Source organism: Streptomyces sp. NBC_00078 (genome assembly GCF_026343335.1).
Taxonomy (GTDB): domain Bacteria; phylum Actinomycetota; class Actinomycetes; order Streptomycetales; family Streptomycetaceae; genus Streptomyces.
Map to the genome: position 1 here is coordinate 5,805,218 of NZ_JAPELX010000001.1, position 18,055 is coordinate 5,823,272.

Sequence of the window (18,055 nt, forward strand, 5' to 3'; positions counted from 1 at the left end):
GGACTGGGCAGGACGCAGGTCAATGTGATCCTGTGCGGGCTCGCGATGAGTTCCGCCCGTATGCCCGGTCTACCGCTCGTGGACGCCATGACACCCGCAGTACTCGTGCTGACCGGCCCCGTCACCCGTGACGAGGTGGCGGGGCTGTGCGACGAGGTGCGCGCGCTGCTGGAGGCCACCGGTGCCGGGGCCGTGGTGGTCGACGTCGCCGGGATCGGGCCGCCCGCGCTGGGCTCCGTGGACCTGCTGGCACGGCTGGAGCTGGCCGCGCGGCGGGCCGGGGGCCGGATCCGGCTGCGGGACCCCGCGCCCTCTCTAGACGCCCTCCTTGGCGTCGTCGGACTCCGCTTCGAGATGGAGGGGCAGGCCGAACAGCGGGAACCAGCGCTTGGTGTCCAGGAAGAAGTGGAACCCGGTGAGCCGGCCGTCTGAGATCTCCAGCACCTGCACCGCCCAGGGGGCGTAGCCGCCCTCGTCCGGGTCCGGCTTGTACTGGGCGAAGCCCGGCAGGCCGTTGACCTGGACCGGCACCAGGCGGGAGCCCTCGCAGGCCGAGCCCAGCGTGGTCATGAAGCCCGCGATGTCGTCGTGGCCGGTCAGCCAGAGGTCGAACGGCGGCATCGTCATGACCGCGTCCTCGTGCAGCAGGGCCGTCAGCGCCGTCATGTCATACCCCTCGAAGGCCGCCACATAGCGGTCAAGGAGCTTCTGCTGCTCGGGGTCCAGCGGGTCGGAGACGGCCGCGCCCGCCGCCTTGTCCCCCCGCTCGGCGAGTGTCGCGCGGGCCCGCTGCAGGGCGCTGTTGACCGACGCGACCGAGGTGTCGAGCAGCTCGGCGACCTCGCTCGCCCTCCAGGCCAGGACCTCCCGCAGGATCAGCACCGCGCGCTGCTTGGCCGGCAGCTGCTGCAGGGCGGCCATGAAGGCGAGCCGCACGGACTCCTTGGCGACGGCCGCCTCCGCCGGATCCTCCGTCGTGGGCAGCACGCGGGCGTCCGGCATGGGTTCCAGCCAGGTGTTGTCGGGGCGAGGGGAGAGCGCGGCCTGGGCCAGCGGAGTCGACTCGCTCAGATCCATCGGGCGGGCGCGCTTGTTGCCGGCGGTCAGCATGTCCAGGCAGACGTTCGTCGCGATGCGGTACAGCCACGAACGGAGGCTGGAGCGGCCCTCGAACTTCTCGTAGCTGCGCCAGGCGCGGACCATCGTGTCCTGCACCGCGTCCTCGGCCTCGAAGGAGGAACCGAGCATGCGGTAGCAGTACCCGGTCAGCTCGACGCGGTGTTTCTCCAGCCTGACGTCGAGGTCTGTCGTCGTGGTCGCCGTACCGTCGCTCATCGTCCACCCACCCCTGTGGCATTTCCTGTCGCGCGCCATCGCGCCCAGCACGTCCGAAGCTAGCGCAGGGCACTGACAATGGCGTGTCGAGTGGGGAAAGGTGCAGGTGGGTGGGGGTTGCCGTGCCAGGGGGCGCTGCCCCCTTGACCCCGATCGGCCTGAACGGCCTCGTCGTCACACGCCGGACGGGCTGAGACGGCGCGCCGTCGCCCGAGCGGCTCGTGTCCCGAGCACCGTGATCGTCACGACCCCCAGCACCGCCAGCAGACCGACGCCCACCGTCCCGGCCCAGCCCGAGGAGTGGAAGGCCAGTGCCCCCACCGTGCTGCCCGCGCTCGACCCGACGTAGTACGCCGACTGGTACAGCGCGGACGCCTGCGCGCGCCCCGTCGTCGCCGTCTTGCTCACCGCCGACGACGCGACCGCGTGCCCCGCGAAGAACCCGGCGGTGATCAGCACCAGACCCAGCAGGACCGGCACGAGGGACCCCGCGAGGGACAGGAGCAGGCCCGAGGCCGTCGTGCCGCCCGCCAGGTACAGCGCCCCACGGCGGCCCAGTCGGCCGACCAGCCGCCCCGCCGTCGACGCCGACACCGTGCCGACCAGATAGACCAGGAAGACCGAGCCGATGATGCCCTGCGGGAGCGAGAACGGCGCCTCGGTCAGGCGGTAGCCGATCACCGTGTAGACGCCGCCGAACACCGTCATGAACAGTGCGCCGATCGCGTACAGCCGGCGCAGCAGCGGGTTGGAGAGGTGGTCGCGGACCGTCCGGGCAAGGACGCGCGGCCTCAGCGAACCGGCGGCGAAGTGCTTGGGCGCCGGCAGCAGCAGCCGGAACGCCACCGCGCACCCGACGGCGATCGCGCCGATCACGCCCACCGCGACCCGCCAGCCCCACTCCTGCGCGACCCACCCGGTGATGACGCGGCCGCTCATCCCGCCGACACTGTTGCCCGCCACGAACAGGCCGATCGCCGTGACCAGCGCCTTCGGCCGGACCTCCTCCGCCAGATACGCGGTCGCCGACGCCGGAAGACCGGCCAGTGCCGCCCCCTGGACCGCCCGCAGCACGACCAGCGAGGTCAGCGAGGGCGCGAAGGGGACGAGGAGCCCCACGGTCACCGCGACCGCCAGGGAGGCCGTCATCACCGTACGGCGGCCGAACCGTTCCGAGAGCGCGCTCATCGGCAGGACGAACACCGCCAGACCACCGGTCGCCGCCGCCACCGTCCAGCTCGCCTCACTCGCCGCCACCCCGAACTCGCCCGAGATGAGCGGCAGCAGGGCCTGGGTGGAATAGAGCAGCGCGAAGGTCGCGACCCCCGCGAGGAAGAGGGCGAAACTCATCCGGCGGTAGCCGGGGCCGCCCGGGGTCATACGGGAGTCGGGGGCGGACTCGGAGGCCGGGACGGAAGCGGAGACGGAAGCGGGGACGGACGAGACGGCGTCCACGACGGTGGACGCCCCGGTACTGGCGGGAGACATGCCTCGAAGTTACGTAGGGCCCGCTCATCCGTCCAATGCATGGAATCGTCATAATCGTTCCCATGGTGCATCAGCAAAGGTCAGAAGCTCGTCTGTCACCGTCCAGTGACACAAAAGACACCGACGACATCGTCACGCTGCTCGCCCCGCGGCTCGCCCACTTCGCCGGCGTCGCCCGCACCGAGCACGTCACGCGCGCCGCCCAGGAGATGCAGGTCCCGCAGTCCACCCTGTCCCGGGGCATGGCCCGGCTCGAAGAGGACCTGGGCGTCGACCTGTTCGCCCGCCACGGCCGCACCGTCTCCCTCACCCCCGCCGGCCGCACCTTCCTCGGTTCCGTCGAGCGCGCCCTCGCCGAGATCGGGCGGGCCGCCGAGGAGGTCCGTGCCGACGCCGACCCGGCCACCGGCAAGGTCGCCTTCGGCTTCCTGCACACCATGGGCGCGGAGACCGTCCCGGGCCTGCTCCAGGCCTTCCGCGTCGACCACCCCCGCATCCGCTTCAGCCTGGTCCAGAACTACGGCGAGGCGATGCTGGAGAAGCTGTACGCGGGGGAGCTGGATCTGTGTCTGACGTCCCCCGTCCCGGACGCCCCGGGCCTGGTCGCCCGCCGCCTCGACGAACAGAAACTCCGCCTGGTCGTCCCCGCCGACCATCCCCTCGCGGCCCGCCGGCGCATCCGCCTCGCCGAAGCGGCCGACGAGACCTTCGTGACCCTCGAACCCGGCTACGGCCTGCGCCGCATCACCGACGACCTCTGCAAGGAGGCCGGCTTCCGCCCGAGGGTCGCCTTCGAGGGCGAGGAGGCGGAGACCCTGCGGGGCCTGGTGGCGGCAGGCCTCGGAGTCGCCCTTCTGCCCCCACCGACCGTGCCCCGCCCGGGAGTTGTGGAGCTGACGATCACCGGCCAACGAGCACTCCGTGAAATCGGCGTCGCCTGGCGGGAGGGCCACCCGGACACACCCCCCGTGGCGGCCTTCAAGAGGTTCCTGCTCTCAAGGAGGGGGAATCTGCTGCCGACCTGAGAGTGCGGGATGTGGCGTTCTGACGGTCTTGTCATCGCTGGATGGTGTGACGTTGGGGCATCGCTGCCGGTCAGGAGTTCAGGGTTCGCTTTGGTTATGGCATGAGCATGCGCCCGCGGGCGTCACCCTGCTGGACCAAGTCGCCGAGCTGAGCGGCAGCGTGAAGAAGGCGCTGGTCGACCAGGGCTTCAAGAAGAAGGTCGTCGAGCACGGCACGAACGTGGGCATCGACGTCGAGATCGTCGAACGCAACCCGGACGACAAGGGCTTCGTTCCGCAGGCCGCGCGACCTCTGCCAGGCCCTCGACCTGCCGATCCTCCCGAAGAACACCGAAGGCATCCGCTCCAAACTGAAACGCCTGGTCAGCCGGGGCATCCTCATCGAACCCGAACCCGGCTTGTTCGCCCGCCCCGACGCCTGAGGGCCACCCTTCACCCGCGACCAGCCGGCGGCGGCTCGGGCGCGCAGCCCGTCGTCCGCCGCCGACCTGGAACGGCACGTCCTGCTCGTCCGCGCCTACCGCGAGGACGGCGTGCGCGTCACGACCGGCGACCGCGCGGCGAACGACCGGGTGCCGGCCGCGACGGCCTCCTACGCGGAGTGGATCCAGTTGCGGTAGTGGGCGACGCTGGTGAAGACGGAGGGGGATCCGGCCTCGCCGCAGCCGCGCGCCCAGGAGGCGATGCCGACGACCATGCCGTTGACGACGGCGGGGCCGCCGGAGTCGCCGAAGCAGATGCCCTTGCCGCCGGCGGCAGGACCCGCGCAGAGCATGCTGGTGGTGTGGAGGACCGGGGCCAGGCCCTCCAGGGGGCCGCCTTCGTCACCACCGAGGGTGAGGTTCACGCCCGAATAGGCGGCCTCGCAGGCGGCAGGGGTGGTGATGGGGAGCTGAACGGTGTGCAGGAGGGTGGGCAGGCTTGTGGCGTCCGCCTGGGTGCGCCCCCAGCCGGTGACCTTCGCGACCGCGCCCGCGGCGGGGTCGGTGGTGACAAGTGGGGCGAACTGGACCGTGGCGCTCTGCGTGACCGGCTGGCTGAGGGTGAGGACCGCGATGTCGCCGGCCAGGGTCTCGGCGTTGAAGCCCGGGTACCCGTGCACCGTCCTGACCCCGCGGGTATGGGGCAGGTGGTTGCGGTTCACACCGCCATACTTCACCTGCAGCGAGCCGGCATCCTGGCCGTCGACGCAGTGGGCGGCGGTGACCACCTTGTTCGCGTCGAGCAGGAAGCCGCCGCAGGTGTGGCTGAGGCCAAATCGACCCTGCGCGATGACGCTGACCTGGTAGGGCGCGGTACCAGTGGTGGCGGGGCTTCCGCCGGTGATGGCGGCGGCCGGGGAGGTGCTGGCGACGGCCAACCCAAGCGCCGCCCCCATGGACACAACGAGCTTACGCAGCAACACGGAACGCCTGACGACGTGGCGGGGCACATAGCCGCGCCACAGGTGACAAAGGCACCAGGACACTGTCCGTCAGGGAGTCCGGAAGTGGCCGCCTTTGACGGCGGAGACGAAGGAGGTGAAGGCGTCGGCGGAGAAGTGGTGCGCGGGGCCGTCGGGGTCCTTGCTGTCGCGAACGGGGACGAGGCCCGGGAGGGCGGGGGCGACCTCGACGCACTCGCCGCCAGTCCCATCGGGTAGCGGGACTTGAGCAAGGAGCCGCCGATCGTCGTCCCGCTCGCAGCGTTCAGCTTCTCCACGTTCTATTGGTGAGTCCTGACACCGGTTGTCGATCGGCGGCGACACCGCCCGGTGTCGACGGAGAGGGATATCGCTGAGTTTTGACACCACTTGGGTGCTTGCGTTGGGAGGCTGGTGGTGCTCTGCGTGGTGACGGGGCGCCGGTGCCACCGAAGACCAAGGTCGATCTGTACGCGGCGATCGCCGTGATGTCCGGGCGGGGACGGCTCTGCGCGGCCATCGTCGACCGGCTCACCTTCGGCGGCAACCTGATCCAGACCGGCACCGACTCCTGTCGCCTCGCCATCACCCAAGCCCGGGCCGCCGCCCAGGACGGCAGGGCAGGCTGACCGCCCTGGGACTTACTTCGTCAGGAGGCGTCGCACCTCTCAACCTCAGTAACTGGAACAATGAAAGATCCTGCAGACGTCACCGGGGAGAGGGGAGATTCGGCTGTGAAGGTCGGACTGGCACGTTCCGCCGCGATCCAGTGGGTTGCCCAGCATGCCCAACCCGATGCTGGCTTCCGGGGTGCGTACTTCAGCGGCTCAACCGTCGGGCTGCCGGACGACGCGGAGCTGTCGCCCTCCTCGGACATCGACATCTTCGTCGTCACCGCCCAGGAGGACCCACCGGCCAAGCCAGGGAAACTTCGCTTCCAGGACGCCCTGCTGGAAGTCAGCTACCTGCCCTGGACCGAGATCGCCTCCGCCGACGACGTCCTGGCGTCCTATCACCTGGCAGGCAGCTTCCGCACTGACGCGATCATCGATGACCCCACCGGCGATCTGCACAAACTGCATGCACACATCTCGCGCCACTTCGCCGCCCGACCCTGGGTCCGCCGCAGATGCCAGGATGCCCGCCAGCGGATCGAGACCCGCCTCGCTGCGATCGACACCTCGGCGCCGTTCCACGAGCAGGTGATCTCTTGGCTATTCCCCACCGGCGTGACCTGCCACGTCCTTCTCGTCGCCGCCCTGCGCAACCCCACCGTCCGCTTGCGCTATCTGGCCGCTCGCGAGGTCCTCACCGACTACGGCCACCTCAGCCTCTACCCGGAACTTCTGAACCTTCTCGGCTGCTCACACCTGCCCGCGCAGCGTGTCCAGCACCATCTGCGTGAACTCGCCACGACGTTCGACGCCACCGTCCAAGTGGCGAAGACCCCGTTCTTTTTCAGCAGCGACATCACGCCCACCGCACGGCCGATCGCGATTGACGGAAGCCAGAGGCTCATCGACTCAGGCGACCACCACGAGGCCGTCTTCTGGATCATCGCGACCTTCGCCCGCTGCCACACCATCCTGGCCGCCGATGCCCCCCAACTGCACGCAGCCCTCGCGCCGGCATTCCAGGCGGCCGTCACCGATCTCGGCATCAGCTCCACCCGTGAGCTCATCCACCGGGCCGACGAGGTGACCCGGTTCCTGCCCCGGCTCTGGCAGACCACCGAGGACATCCTGCGCAGCAACCCCAACATCACCGAATAGCAGAGGAAAGACATCGACTCGGCCACCGAGCGAGCGGTGTCAGTTCTCATCGACATTTCACGGTTCGGCGATCGACACGTGCTGCCCAAACTCGTCGACAAGTGGTGTCCGTTCCCACCTATGAAGCCAGATCAGGGAGCCAGCCACCCAGGACGCCCGATATCCAAGGGGGCCACCGCGGCGGAGCCAGCCGGACATCCCAGCGGATGGGACCCCCAACGACATCTAGGATCAGGCAGTTCCCCGGATGCACAAGCTGAGTTACTGCACGGCCAGGTGTCCACAATTGCGCGGTTGTTGCTGCCGCACGGATCAGCCGTCGAAACCGGGGATGAGCGTGGCGAGGTCCAAGTCGAGGCCGCCGACGATGGCGTGGAGGCTCCATTCAGGGCCGCCGCCGGCGTGGGCGGGAAGACGGGCGCCGGGAGCTGGTTGTGCCTGGGAGGGTGTGGCCATTGAGATGCTGCCCAGGGCAAGGAGGGCGCTCACCCCGATGGTGGTGACAATGCGACGGATGCTGTTCATGGCAACCTCCCGAACGGCGTAAGCGGCTGCTGCCGCACAGATCAGCGGGAGGCTTCCCGGTTCAATGAGCCGCCACTCGCGCGCCTGGGGGTGCGTGAGAGCTCACGCGACCTGTCGGAAGACGCTGCGAACACGTGTTGGGGGATCGGCCCGGACGCCGGCTGAAGGCACCGACCGTCGAGCCACCGCTGCGAGCGGCCCGGACAACAGGGCTCTCCGAGCACCATCGTCCCAGTTCAGCGATATCCGTTGTTTTCGCGTCCGTTACTACGGCGACGCACATACGAGAACAGGGCCATCACCACGGGAACCGGACGCAATCGAGCAAGCAGCCGCCGGATCTCGGGGTCCGAGTAGTAGCTGCATCCGAGCGAGAAGGTGACTGACACCAGTTCGAGGTGCCCCCAGAAAGATCGAATCCGTGTGTGAAAGCGCATGGGACATGGGTGCAGGTGGAGAACCTTGCGATGTCCGAATCGATCTTCAAGGGGTTATTCATGAAATCCATTCCATCTTCCAGGCCGCGGCGCGCGGTTGTGGTGTCTGCGATGGCGGCCGCGTCATTACTGTCGTCGGGTACCGCGCCCGCGGCCCCTGCTGCCCAGGTGCAGACGTATGCCTCACCCGGCGCGCACACCTTCCCCGTGCCGGAGGGCGTCAGTCAGATCCGCATCGTGGCCCTGGGCGGAGGCGGCGGAGGAGGCGGGGGCGGAGGCAACAACTACGGGCCCCTGAGCGGCGGCGGAGGCGGCGGAGGCGGCAGCTCGGCCGTGGTGTCGTGCCTCATCCCCGTCGAGAGCGGATCGAAGATCTCCCTCACGGTCGGCAGCGGCGGAGCGGGAGGCACCGGCGGAAGCGGCCGGAACAATGACGGTGCCTGGGGTAAGAACGGTTCCAACACCACCGTCGATATCGGCGCGAAAACCCTGGCATCCGCCGAGCACGGCTGGGAGGGGCCCGGCGGCGATGCATCCGGACACGGCGGGAGCGGCGACGGCACCCGCGGAGGCGGGGGCGGCGGCGCACAGGCAAGCCGGTGCGAGGGCACCGACCGCACCATCACCCCGGGCAACGGCGGCACGGGCGGCCAGGCCGGAGGTCGCAACCATCGCGGCGGGGGCGGCGCTGGCGGCACGCCCCCGCAGCGCCCCGACAGCTGCCCTACCGCCGGCGTGGGCGGTCATGGAGGAATTGGCGCCGGCAACGCCGGCACGGCCGGCCAAAGGCCTTCCACCCCCGGCTACGCGGGGAACGATGGATGCGTGGTGCTGACCTACACCACGGACGTCAGTTGACCTAAGCATCACGCAGTGCCACACACCACCTGGCCGTAGCAATACGAGAACAGGGCCGAGATCCCGTGGAGCAGGCCGTCGGACACGTCGGAGGCGCGGTCGCCGCTCGTCTCTGACCATTGCATGGTGCTTCACCATCAGTGATCAGATGGATACGGCCGGGATGGTGGGGTGGCAATGCCGTCGGGTACGGGTGAGGGCTACTGGGCGGACAAGGCACTGCCCAGCGTGTTCAACATGATCTAGCCAGGAATCCCGGCCCTTTGGGGCTCGGGAGGAATGGCTTCTCTGGACTGCTCTGACGCCCGCGTTACAGCGGGCGTTTTTGCTGCTCGATGTACTCCTTGATGACGGACAGCGGTGCTCCTCCGGCGGAGGCCGCGAAGTGTGAGGGTGTCCAGAAGTGCGCGCCCCACAGGTACTTGCGGATGTGGTCGGCGTACTCCTTGCGGAGGTAGTGGGCGGACACGCCCTTGAGCGATGCGCACCCCGAGCCCTTACCTGCGCAACGACTTGCCGAAGCCCGCGGCCAACGGCATCCGCAACCCCAGAGGAGGCGGAGCCGCAAGCGCATCCTCCACCGGCCGCGAGAAGGACCGCCCGAACAGCGTCCCCATCACGAAGTCCGCGGCCAGCGCGTGCACTTCGCTCCGGTACTGATGCAACCCATGGCCGTCGGAGTGCACTTCGAACCGGCACACGTCCCGGTTCGCCTTCTTCGCCCGCGCCGCCAGCCGGAAGGACAGCTCGGGGTCGGACACGTCGTCATTCGTGCCGTGCACGATCAGCACCCGCCGCCCCGCGAGCTGCCTCACCGGTTCGGGCGAGGCCGCGACGTCCTCCTCCGGCAGCCAAGGGGCGATCGCCAGCACGGAGTTGACCATCTCGTGCCCGCCCGCACGCAGTGCCGCCCGGCCGCCCATGTCGAGACCGGCGAGGCAGACGGGAACGTCCCCGTACCGCCGTACGGCCTCGTCGGCGGCCCAGGAGGCGTCGCGGGCCAGGTGCGCCTCGCTGCCGTTCCAGCCGCGGTAGCGGTAGTGCACGACATGGGTGGCCAGCCCCTCGTCGCGCCCCGCGCGGGCCAGGCGGCGGCCCAACGCGCGTACGGATGCGGTCGCCAGCATGGGGGAGGGTCTGCGGGCCGATTCCTCGTCCCCGCCGGGGAGCAGCAGGACCACTGCGCTCACCGCCGTCGGCTCCGGGCCGAGCGCCCTCCCCAGCCGGGCCCGTCGAACCGGCGTCGCTTGGTGTGCCATGACAGAACAGTGTCAGAAGGCCAGGTATACATGACCCGTCCTTGGGATCACCGTTACGTATCGACGCAGATGTACACCGCGCGATCTACGCGCGTAGGAGTTAGAGTGCGGAAATGACGAGCCAGACCATCTCGAACATCCCGACGCCGGATCAGATCCGCCGGGCGCCGAAGGTTCTGCTGCACGACCACCTCGACGGCGGCCTCCGCCCGGGGACGATCGTCGAACTCGCCCGCGACTCGGGCTACTCACGCCTCCCCGACACCGACCCCGGCAAGCTCGGCGTCTGGTTCCGGGAGGCCGCCGACTCCGGTTCGCTGGAGCGGTACCTGGAGACCTTCTCCCACACCGTCGGCGTCATGCAGACCCGGGACGCGCTCGTCCGGGTGGCCCGCGAGTGCGCCGAGGACCTAGCCGAGGACGGCGTCGTGTACGCCGAGGTGCGCTACGCCCCCGAGCAGCACCTGGAGGGCGGGCTCGGCCTGGAGGAGGTCGTCGAGGCGGTCAACGAGGGCTTCCGCGAAGGGGAGCGGCTGGCCCGGGCGAACGGTCGGCGGATCCGGGTCGGCGCCCTGCTCACCGCCATGCGGCACGCCGCCCGCGCCCTGGAGATCGCCGAACTCGCCAACCGCTACCGGGATCTGGGCGTCGTCGGATTCGACATCGCGGGCGCCGAGGCCGGTTACCCGCCCACCCGGCACCTCGACGCCTTCGAGTACCTCAAGCGCGAGAACAACCACTTCACCATCCACGCCGGCGAGGCCTTCGGGCTGCCGTCCATCTGGCAGGCCCTGCAGTGGTGCGGCGCCGACCGGCTGGGGCACGGTGTGCGCATCATCGATGACATCCAGGTACTGGCCGACGGCTCGGTGAAGCTGGGCCGGCTCGCCTCGTACGTACGGGACAAGCGCATCCCGCTCGAACTGTGCCCGAGCTCCAACCTCCAGACCGGAGCGGCGTCCTCGTACGCCGAGCATCCGATCGGTCTGCTGCGTCGGCTGCACTTCCGGGCTACCGTGAATACGGACAATAGACTCATGTCCGGCACAAGTATGAGCCAGGAATTCGAGCATCTTGTCGATGCATTCGGTTACTCGCTCGATGACATGCAGTGGTTCTCCGTCAATGCGATGAAATCAGCGTTCATTCCTTTCGATGAACGACTGGCGATGATCAATGACGTCATCAAGCCCGGATATGCCGAGCTGAAGTCCGAATGGCTGTTCCAGCAGACCTCCTCCACCAGCGGTTCTGTGCCCGTGAAGGAGTGACCGGAGGTATCGGGGTGTATGGAATGCGTACGGGTATTCACAACCCGTCCGCATTTCGATGTTTGCGGCGGGCGGGTTCGCGTGTTTACGGTCGTGCACACCGCTCGCATTCCCCCAACCCCATTTCGAGGACGCATTTTCATGAAGCAGTCTGCTGCCAAGACCCTCGGTGTCGCCGCTCTCGGTGCCGCCTTCGCCGCTGCCGGCGCGGGCGCCGCGAACGCGGCCCCGGCGGTTCCGGACGCGACCGGGACGCTGGACACCGTCACCAGCACCCTCCCGGCGCAGAACGTCTCCCAGGCGCTGCCGGGTGCCGGGGCGGCGGTGACCCAGGGCAAGCCCGCCCTCGAGCGCGGTCTTGCCGCCGTGCAGCCGTCCGCCTCGCGCGCGCTCGCCGACGGTCCGGCCACGCCGGTCGCCGGACTGCTCGGCGGCCTGCCGGTGCAGGGCGGAGTGCCCGTGAAGGGCCTTCCGCTCGGCGGCTGACCCACCCACTGAACGCGCCGATGGGGCGCACCCCTTGGACAAGGGGTGCGCCCCATCGGCGTATCCGCGAAGGTCACCAGGCGGTACGGGCCGCCTTGTCCTCCGAGGGCAGCAGGATCCACAGCGCTATGTACAGCAGGAACTGCGGGCCCGGCAGCAGGCAGGAGAGCAGGAAGATCACGCGCATCGTCGTCGCGGAGGTGCCGAAGCGCCGGGCCAGCGCGGCGCACACTCCGCCGATCATGCGGCCGTTCGTGGGGCGGGCAAGGGCGGACATGTGCGGCTCCTTCGTGAGCGTCGGTCCGAGGCGGCCTTCGGTGACTGCCTCATCTGCCGTCAACGATACGGAGACGAAGGGGGCAAAGCGTCGCTCTATGGTGCGATCCCGACCCTGGGAAACGTCGGGGTCAGACCCTGAGCCAGGTCCTCCTGGCGGACGGCCGCGAGGTCCCCGCGCTCGGACCTGCGGCGGAGCCGGCAGCGGGCCGCGGGTACGACGGCGAGGTGGGCGAGGGCCACGCCCACGGTGTTCAGCAGCAGCGAGTCGACGTCCGGGACCCGGCCCGGCACCCCGGTCTGCAGCAGCAGGATGCCCAGCGAGACGAGCGCGCCCGCGGCGACCGTACGGAGGAACGAGGCGAACGGGAAGGCCCGGAGGCTGCCGTGCGCCATCGGCAGAAGCACGCCGAGCGGCGCGAGGAGGGCGAGGCCCTCGCCGATGCTGCGGGCCGCCTGGGGCCAGCCAAGGGCGAGGTCGGCCCGGATGCCGGCGAACGGACGCACGTTGGGGGGCATCACCCAGAGCACATCCAGCGGACGCAGCGTGAGCCAGGCGACGAACGCGAGGTGTGCGACGAGGAGGACACCTCCTGTCGCACGGATGCGGATCGCGGCGCTGCCGCCGATGGAGCCTTGACGCTGCACGCCCCTCTAGACGCGGCCTTCGGCACGATCGGTTCCGCCTGCTCCCCGGGCACCTCGATGAGGCTTGCGCCACACCCGCACGTCAGCCGACCGTCACCTCAACGGACGGCGGCTTCTCGGTGCCGGGCCGGGAGCGGACCTCGTCCGTGCACGAGTAGCGGTGCAGGGGGTCACGCCCGGGCCCGCCGAGGATGACCGAGCCGTCGCCCTCGGCCGCAGCCGAGTCGGAGAAGGTGCACACGACCTGGGCCAGGGCGAAGGACGTGAGGCCGCCGGGCGGACTGCTCAGCCGGAGCGTGTCCTCGGGGTCGCCGGGGCGCGGCCCGCTCACGTTCATCCCGCCGCGTACGTCGGTCGTGTACCCGGCCTCCTTCTCGCCGGCCGACGGAGTCGCCGCGAGCTGGTCGAGCAGCCCCTGCGCCACCAGCAGCCGCCGCCGCGAGTCCGCGGTGCCGTCCGGAACCCGTACCGTCCGGTCGACGGCGACCAGCGACGAGCCGCACAGCAGGAACACCTGCACCGGCAGCCCGCGCGAGGCCTGCGTCGAGACGTCCGGCCCGGCCAGCGAGCACTGCACCCGCGAGGGCGCCGCCCCGAAGTCGGTGGGCACCTCGGTGGAACGGATGCCGCACCCGGTGAGCAGCGCGGCCGTGCCGACGAAAAAGGGGAGCGCCAGCAGGCGTCGTACGGTCATGAGGCGTTCGCGTCCTTCCCCGGGTCCTTCTCGGACTCCTCCGTCAGCGCCGACGCGTCCCGCGGCAGCCACAGCGTGAACACCGCGCCCCCGGCGGGGGAGTTCGCGGCGGTGATCTCACCGCCGTGGATGTGGGCGTTCTCCAGGGCGATGGACAGGCCCAGGCCGCTGCCCTCGGAGCGGGGCCGGGACGCACTCGCCTTGTAGAAACGGTCGAAGACGTGCGGCAGGACGTCCTCGGGGATGCCGGGCCCGTGGTCCCGCACCTCGATGACGACCTGCGCGTCCTGCCCGCCCTTCGCGGCCGACTCCCGCACCACCACGCGGACGGGCGAGCCGCCGTGCTTGAGCGCGTTGCCGATGAGGTTCGCCAGGATCACGTCCAGGCGGCGCGGGTCGAGCCGGGCGTGGATGCCGCGCTCGGCGTCCAGGTCCACCGCGTCCAGCCAGGCCCGTGCGTCGATGCACGCCGTGATCTGGTCGGCCACGTCCACGTCGTCCAGGACCAGGCGCGCGGTGCCCGCGTCGAAGCGGGTGACCTCCATCAGGTTCTCGACGAGGTCGTTGAGCCGCCGGGTCTCGCTGACGACGAGCCGGACGGCGGGCTCGATCATCGGGTCCACGCTCCCGGACTCCGCCTCCAGCTCCTCCTCGAGGATGTCCGTGACGGCGGTGATCGCGGTGAGCGGGGTGCGCAGTTCATGGCTCATGTCCGCGACGAACCGCCTCGACGCCTCGTCCCTCGATGCCATGTCCTCGACCCGCTTCTCCAGCGCCTCGGCCGCGTAGTTGAACGTCCGTGACAGTTCCGCGAGTTCGTCCGTGCCGGACACCCTCAGGCGGGTGTCCAGCTTGCCTTCACCGAGCCGGCGGGCGGCGGTTCCCAGGCGCTGCACGGGCTTCAGCACGGTCGAGGCGGCGGCCTGCGCGAGCAGTGCCGAGCCGACCAGTGCGAGAGCGGTGGCGATCCCCAGCGACCAGGCAAGGGAGTTGAGGTCCTTGGCCTCCGGCTCCAGCGACTTGAGCATGTAGCCGGTCGCCCCGCCGTCGATCACCTTCGTCCCGGCCACCAGGTACGGCGTGCCGTTCTCGCTGATCCGCTGCCAGTACAGGTGGTACGCGTACTTGTTGCCGGAGTCGACCTGCTGCTTCTTGGTCACGGCCGTGCGCAGCGACTTGGGCACGTCCTGCAGCGAGAAGCCGTCAAGTCCGCCCGAACTGCCGTACACCGTCTTGCCGTCGGGGTCCTGGGCGACGAGCAGGACGCTGAAGCGCTGGCTGCTGAGGGTCATCTGCCCGGCGGTGTGCTGCAGTTCGTCCTGCGTGGGGTGCGGGCGCAGCGTGCCCGCCCGCGTCTGCATCGCCTGCCGGAAGTCGCCGAGCACCGCGTCCTGGGTGCGGGTGAGCACGGCCTCGCGGTTGAGCCAGTACGCGATCCCGGACGCGGAGACGGCCGCGGTGAGTGCCACGAGCCCGAACACGACGACGAGACGCAGCCGGAGGCTGGTGAACCGCAGCCGTGAGAGATGTCCCTTGCGCGTCGCGGCCCAGCCGCGAACCCCCCCTGGTGCTTCGGTCACTGAGGCGTGTCCAGCCGGTAGCCCACGCCCCGCACGGTACGGATCAGCGTCGGGGACGACGGAACGTCCTCGACCTTGGCGCGCAGCCGCTGGACACACGCGTCCACCAGCCGGGAGTCACCGAGGTAGTCGTGCTCCCACACCAGGCGCAGCAGCTGCTGCCGGGACAGCGCCTGCCCCGGCCGCCTGCTCAGCTCCAGCAGCAGCCTCAGCTCGGTCGGCGTGAGCTGCAGGTCCTCGCCGTTCTTCGTCACGGTCATCGCCGCGCGGTCGATGACCAGGCTGCCGAAGCTCGCCGCGTCGGTCGACTCCCGCTCGCCGCGCCGCAGCACGGCCCGGATCCGGGCGTCCAGCACCCGTCCCTGGATCGGTTTGACCACATAGTCGTCCGCGCCGGACTCCAGCCCGACGACGATGTCGATGTCGTCGCTGCGCGCGGTCAGCAGGATGATCGGCAGCTGGTCCGTGCGCCGGATGCGCCGGCACACCTCGAACCCGTCGATGCCGGGCAGCATCACGTCCAGCACGATCAGGTCCGGCCGCTGCTCGCGCAGGAGCTTCAGACCGTCCTCTCCGGTGGCAGCGGTGGCAACCCGGTGTCCCTGGCGCGTAAGAGACAGCTCCAGGGCCGTACGGATGGCGTCGTCGTCTTCGATCAGCAACAGGGAAGGCACGGGGCTCATTCTGGCCCATGGTGGGGTGGGGTTTCGACTCCTGCTACGGACCACTACGTCTACGTGCACATACCGCTCTCTCTGTGACCGTGCTGTGCCCCGCATACGGCCGGCCCCTGTGACAGGTCTGTGACAGTCGGCGGACACGGCCATGAAGGTGCGTTGGCAAGCTTCTCGGCACAGGCAAGGAAGCACCGCCTGAGCAAGCCGAACACCGGAAGTCCACGACGGGGGGCGCGAGATGAGCACGCTGCACAGCATCAGCACCAGCGCAGTGATCACGCGTCTTCACGACGTGAACGGGGGTCGGGGTTCCGAGAAGTCCGGTGCAGTGAGCGGGCGGGGGTGCGCTCGCGGCACCGGGCGTCAGCACACGGCGTACATGTCGGTTGTTGACACCACGGGGGAACACGGGGGAAGCGCGTACAGGGAGGACAAGGGGGAGCGTCGTTCGCTGCCGGAGACCGTAGATGCCGAAGCGGCGTTTACCGCCTACGTCCAGGAGCGCCGCGCCTCCCTGTACGCAACCGCCTACCACCTGACCGGTGACCGCTTCGAGGCCGAGGACCTGCTGCAGAGCGCGCTGTTCTCGACGTACAAGGCGTGGGACCGGATCAGCGACAAGGCGGCGGTCGGCGGATATCTCCGCCGGACCATGACCAATCTGCACATCAGCGCGTGGCGCCGCCGCAAGCTGAACGAATACCCGACCGAGGAACTGCCGGAGACGCCCGGCGACACGGACGCGATGCGCGGCACCGAACTGCGCGCCGTCCTGTGGCAGGCGCTCGCCCGGCTGCCCGAACTCCAGCGCACGATGCTGGTCCTGCGCTACTACGAGGGCCGCACCGACCCGGAGATCGCGGACATCCTCGACATCAGTGTCGGCACGGTGAAGTCCAGCATCTGGCGGTCGCTCCGCCGGCTGCGTGAGGACGAGGTCCTCAGCTTCGGCCGTGACGAGGAGGACGCCTTCGGGGAGCTCGTCGCCTGAGGGTTGGGGGGGGGTAGCAGGTAACGGGGGAAGCACGGGGGAGCGGTAACCGGGGGGGCCACGGGGGAACGGGGGCCCGACGGGATCATGGGGGAAGCACCACAGGGGGAGCGAGGGAGCGGGACCGGAGGGCCGGGGGGTCCGTCCAGTCCCGCTTTTTCGTGTGCGCTCAGCCGGCCGGCGTCGCCGCCGGACGCCGGCCCACCGCGGCCGCGGCCAGCCGGCCCAGCGCCTCGTCACGGTCGCAGGGGTACGCGCCGAGGGCGGACTGGCGGGCGATGATCGAACGTTCCTGACGCATCAGGCGCCAGCCGCGGCGGAGCAGGAACGGGACCGACTTGCGGCCCTCCCTGAGGTCGCGCAGGAAGCGGCGGCGGAAGGTGCGGACCGGGCCGCGGTTCAGGCACAGGGCGTCGGCCAGCAGCCCCAACTCCCGGCAGCGCTCGACTATCTCGGCCGCGAAGATGCCCTCCGCGATGAACAGCGGGGTGCGCCCGATGTCGACGCTCTCCTCGCCGGTGCGGGCGCTGAGCGAGATGTCGTACACGGGGATGTTCGTACGGCCCGTGCGGCACAGCCGGGCGATCGCGGTGACGGCCGTGTCGGTGTCCCAGGAGTCCGGGTGGTCCCAGTCGATGTCGGAGCTTCCCGCCACCAGCGGCAGCGTCGGGTCCCCGGCCTCCTTGTAGAAGTCGTCGAGGCGCAGCACGGGGAGGCCGGAGCGGGCGGCGACCAGGGACTTGCCAGAGCCCGAGGGGCCGCAGAGCAGCACGACGCGGGCGGGGGAGGGGATATGGATGCTCACGGGACACCAGTTTGACGTACTCCCTACGCCCTGCCGACCCCGCGGGTCGTCTTTGGAGTGCGCGTCACACCTCAACTACCCTTCGTGTCGAACCGATTACTCTGCGAACTCGAAGGTGGCTTCAGCAATGGCACGACACGCCTCTCCCCTCAACTCCACCGCCACGCGCGCCCTGATCGCCCTCGCGACCGCCTCCGCGGCGCTGGGCGCGGGCGCGGCGACGGCGTCCGCGGACTCCGCCGCGGCCCTGAAGGTGCCCGTGTCGCCGGCCGCGATCAGCAAGATCGCCGCTGCCCCGCAGGCCGCCCCGGTGAAGGGCATCGGGGGTGACCTCGCGATCCTGAGGGGCGCCGGCGGCCCGCACGGCAACGGCGTCGACATCCCGCTGTCCGGGGTCACCGGTCCGATCACCCAGACCGGCCCGATCGGCGCCGTCCCGGCGTTGGAGGGGTTCGCGGGGCTGCTGGGCGCCGGAGGTCTTTCCTGAGGCGTGGGCGCACACAGGAGAGCCGCGTCCTCCCCGGAC

At 70.0% G+C, this 18,055-nt stretch carries 20 protein-coding genes and 3 pseudogenes; 10 read left to right on the plus strand and 13 right to left on the minus strand.

The window, feature by feature from the left end:
- The first annotated feature begins 45 nt into the window (after positions 1-45).
- Positions 46-432: an STAS domain-containing protein gene (locus OOK07_RS27330; protein ID WP_266799064.1), complete on the plus strand. Its 387-nt coding sequence runs from the start codon at positions 46-48 to the stop codon at positions 430-432.
- On the opposite strand, the gene OOK07_RS27335 is transcribed toward OOK07_RS27330, so the two are convergent.
- The gene (locus tag OOK07_RS27335; protein WP_266799066.1) at positions 316-1,335 is read right to left on the minus strand and encodes a sigma-70 family RNA polymerase sigma factor; all 1,020 of its coding nucleotides are present in this window, start codon (positions 1,333-1,335) and stop codon (positions 316-318) included. The genes OOK07_RS27330 and OOK07_RS27335 overlap by 117 nt on opposite strands.
- Before the next feature lie 174 nt (positions 1,336-1,509).
- Entirely contained in the window at positions 1,510-2,823 is a 1,314-nt protein-coding gene (locus OOK07_RS27340; RefSeq protein ID WP_266799068.1) for an MFS transporter, read from the minus strand.
- Positions 2,824-2,885: 62 nt separating this feature from the next.
- Here OOK07_RS27340 and OOK07_RS27345 point away from each other — a divergent pair, with 62 nt between their 5' ends.
- Both OOK07_RS27345 and OOK07_RS27350 read left to right on the plus strand, forming a co-directional pair.
- Positions 2,886-3,848 carry a LysR family transcriptional regulator gene (locus OOK07_RS27345; protein ID WP_266684160.1) on the plus strand — a complete coding sequence of 321 codons (963 nt, stop codon included), beginning with the start codon at positions 2,886-2,888 and terminating at the stop codon, positions 3,846-3,848.
- A gap of 100 nt (positions 3,849-3,948) precedes the next feature.
- Positions 3,949-4,137 (plus strand): annotated as a pseudogene (locus OOK07_RS27350) (IS5/IS1182 family transposase); the annotation flags it as partial.
- Positions 4,138-4,440: 303 nt separating this feature from the next.
- On the opposite strand, the gene OOK07_RS27355 reads toward OOK07_RS27350, so the two are convergent.
- Both OOK07_RS27355 and OOK07_RS27360 read right to left on the minus strand, forming a co-directional pair.
- The gene (locus OOK07_RS27355; RefSeq protein WP_266799070.1) at positions 4,441-5,226 is read right to left on the minus strand and encodes a S1 family serine peptidase; all 786 of its coding nucleotides are present in this window, start codon (positions 5,224-5,226) and stop codon (positions 4,441-4,443) included.
- Positions 5,227-5,322: 96 nt separating this feature from the next.
- The gene (locus OOK07_RS27360) at positions 5,323-5,700 is read right to left on the minus strand and encodes a DUF397 domain-containing protein (RefSeq protein WP_323182989.1); all 378 of its coding nucleotides are present in this window, start codon (positions 5,698-5,700) and stop codon (positions 5,323-5,325) included.
- A 53-nt stretch (positions 5,701-5,753) separates the two neighbouring features.
- On the opposite strand from OOK07_RS27360, the pseudogene OOK07_RS27365 reads away from it, so the two are divergent.
- Positions 5,754-5,879, plus strand: a pseudogene (locus tag OOK07_RS27365) (IS21-like element helper ATPase IstB); the annotation flags it as partial.
- A gap of 105 nt (positions 5,880-5,984) precedes the next feature.
- Positions 5,985-7,022: a hypothetical protein gene (locus tag OOK07_RS27370; RefSeq protein ID WP_266799074.1), complete on the plus strand. Its 1,038-nt coding sequence runs from the start codon at positions 5,985-5,987 to the stop codon at positions 7,020-7,022.
- Between the two features lie 312 nt (positions 7,023-7,334).
- On the opposite strand, the gene OOK07_RS27375 is transcribed toward OOK07_RS27370, so the two are convergent.
- Entirely contained in the window at positions 7,335-7,547 is a 213-nt protein-coding gene (locus tag OOK07_RS27375; RefSeq protein ID WP_266684165.1) for a hypothetical protein, read from the minus strand.
- A 467-nt stretch (positions 7,548-8,014) separates the two neighbouring features.
- On the opposite strand from OOK07_RS27375, the gene OOK07_RS27380 reads away from it, so the two are divergent.
- Positions 8,015-8,842 (plus strand): glycine-rich domain-containing protein, encoded by an 828-nt coding sequence (locus OOK07_RS27380; RefSeq protein ID WP_266799076.1) that lies wholly within the window; start codon positions 8,015-8,017, stop codon positions 8,840-8,842.
- Between the two features lie 310 nt (positions 8,843-9,152).
- Here the strand turns inward: OOK07_RS27380 and OOK07_RS27385 are convergent.
- Both OOK07_RS27385 and OOK07_RS27390 read right to left on the minus strand, forming a co-directional pair.
- Positions 9,153-9,323 (minus strand): annotated as a pseudogene (locus tag OOK07_RS27385) (transposase); the annotation flags it as partial.
- 16 nt (positions 9,324-9,339) lie between these two features.
- Entirely contained in the window at positions 9,340-10,101 is a 762-nt protein-coding gene (locus OOK07_RS27390; RefSeq protein ID WP_266684170.1) for an alpha/beta hydrolase, read from the minus strand.
- Between the two features lie 113 nt (positions 10,102-10,214).
- On the opposite strand from OOK07_RS27390, the gene OOK07_RS27395 reads away from it, so the two are divergent.
- Both OOK07_RS27395 and OOK07_RS27400 read left to right on the plus strand, forming a co-directional pair.
- A complete protein-coding gene (locus OOK07_RS27395; protein WP_266799079.1) occupies positions 10,215-11,372 on the plus strand; it encodes an adenosine deaminase in 1,158 nt (385 codons plus the stop codon).
- Between the two features lie 141 nt (positions 11,373-11,513).
- A complete protein-coding gene (locus OOK07_RS27400; protein ID WP_266520685.1) occupies positions 11,514-11,858 on the plus strand; it encodes an ATP-binding protein in 345 nt (114 codons plus the stop codon).
- A 73-nt stretch (positions 11,859-11,931) separates the two neighbouring features.
- On the opposite strand, the gene OOK07_RS27405 is transcribed toward OOK07_RS27400, so the two are convergent.
- The 5 genes from OOK07_RS27405 to afsQ1 all read right to left on the minus strand — a co-directional run bounded on the left by OOK07_RS27405 (position 11,932) and on the right by afsQ1 (position 15,730).
- On the minus strand, positions 11,932-12,135 hold the full coding sequence (locus tag OOK07_RS27405) for a PspC domain-containing protein (RefSeq protein ID WP_266520687.1): 204 nt from the start codon (positions 12,133-12,135) through the stop codon (positions 11,932-11,934).
- A 95-nt stretch (positions 12,136-12,230) separates the two neighbouring features.
- Positions 12,231-12,782 carry a VanZ family protein gene (locus OOK07_RS27410; protein ID WP_266684174.1) on the minus strand — a complete coding sequence of 184 codons (552 nt, stop codon included), beginning with the start codon at positions 12,780-12,782 and terminating at the stop codon, positions 12,231-12,233.
- 82 nt (positions 12,783-12,864) lie between these two features.
- On the minus strand, positions 12,865-13,476 hold the full coding sequence (locus OOK07_RS27415; RefSeq protein WP_266684176.1) for a hypothetical protein: 612 nt from the start codon (positions 13,474-13,476) through the stop codon (positions 12,865-12,867).
- Positions 13,473-15,056 (minus strand): ATP-binding protein, encoded by a 1,584-nt coding sequence (locus OOK07_RS27420; protein ID WP_266799082.1) that lies wholly within the window; start codon positions 15,054-15,056, stop codon positions 13,473-13,475. The genes OOK07_RS27415 and OOK07_RS27420 overlap by 4 nt, the downstream gene beginning before the upstream one ends.
- Entirely contained in the window at positions 15,053-15,730 is a 678-nt protein-coding gene (gene afsQ1 / locus OOK07_RS27425; protein WP_046261189.1) for a two-component system response regulator AfsQ1, read from the minus strand. The genes OOK07_RS27420 and afsQ1 overlap by 4 nt, the downstream gene beginning before the upstream one ends.
- A 241-nt stretch (positions 15,731-15,971) precedes the next feature.
- On the opposite strand from afsQ1, the gene OOK07_RS27430 reads away from it, so the two are divergent.
- Positions 15,972-16,724: a SigE family RNA polymerase sigma factor gene (locus OOK07_RS27430; RefSeq protein WP_266684180.1), complete on the plus strand. Its 753-nt coding sequence runs from the start codon at positions 15,972-15,974 to the stop codon at positions 16,722-16,724.
- 169 nt (positions 16,725-16,893) lie between these two features.
- On the opposite strand, the gene OOK07_RS27435 is transcribed toward OOK07_RS27430, so the two are convergent.
- Complete coding sequence (locus OOK07_RS27435; protein WP_266799084.1) at positions 16,894-17,529, minus strand: uridine kinase family protein; 636 nt, start codon at positions 17,527-17,529, stop codon at positions 16,894-16,896.
- Positions 17,530-17,656: 127 nt separating this feature from the next.
- Here OOK07_RS27435 and OOK07_RS27440 point away from each other — a divergent pair, with 127 nt between their 5' ends.
- Entirely contained in the window at positions 17,657-18,016 is a 360-nt protein-coding gene (locus OOK07_RS27440; protein ID WP_266684184.1) for a hypothetical protein, read from the plus strand.
- Positions 18,017-18,055: the final 39 nt, after the last annotated feature.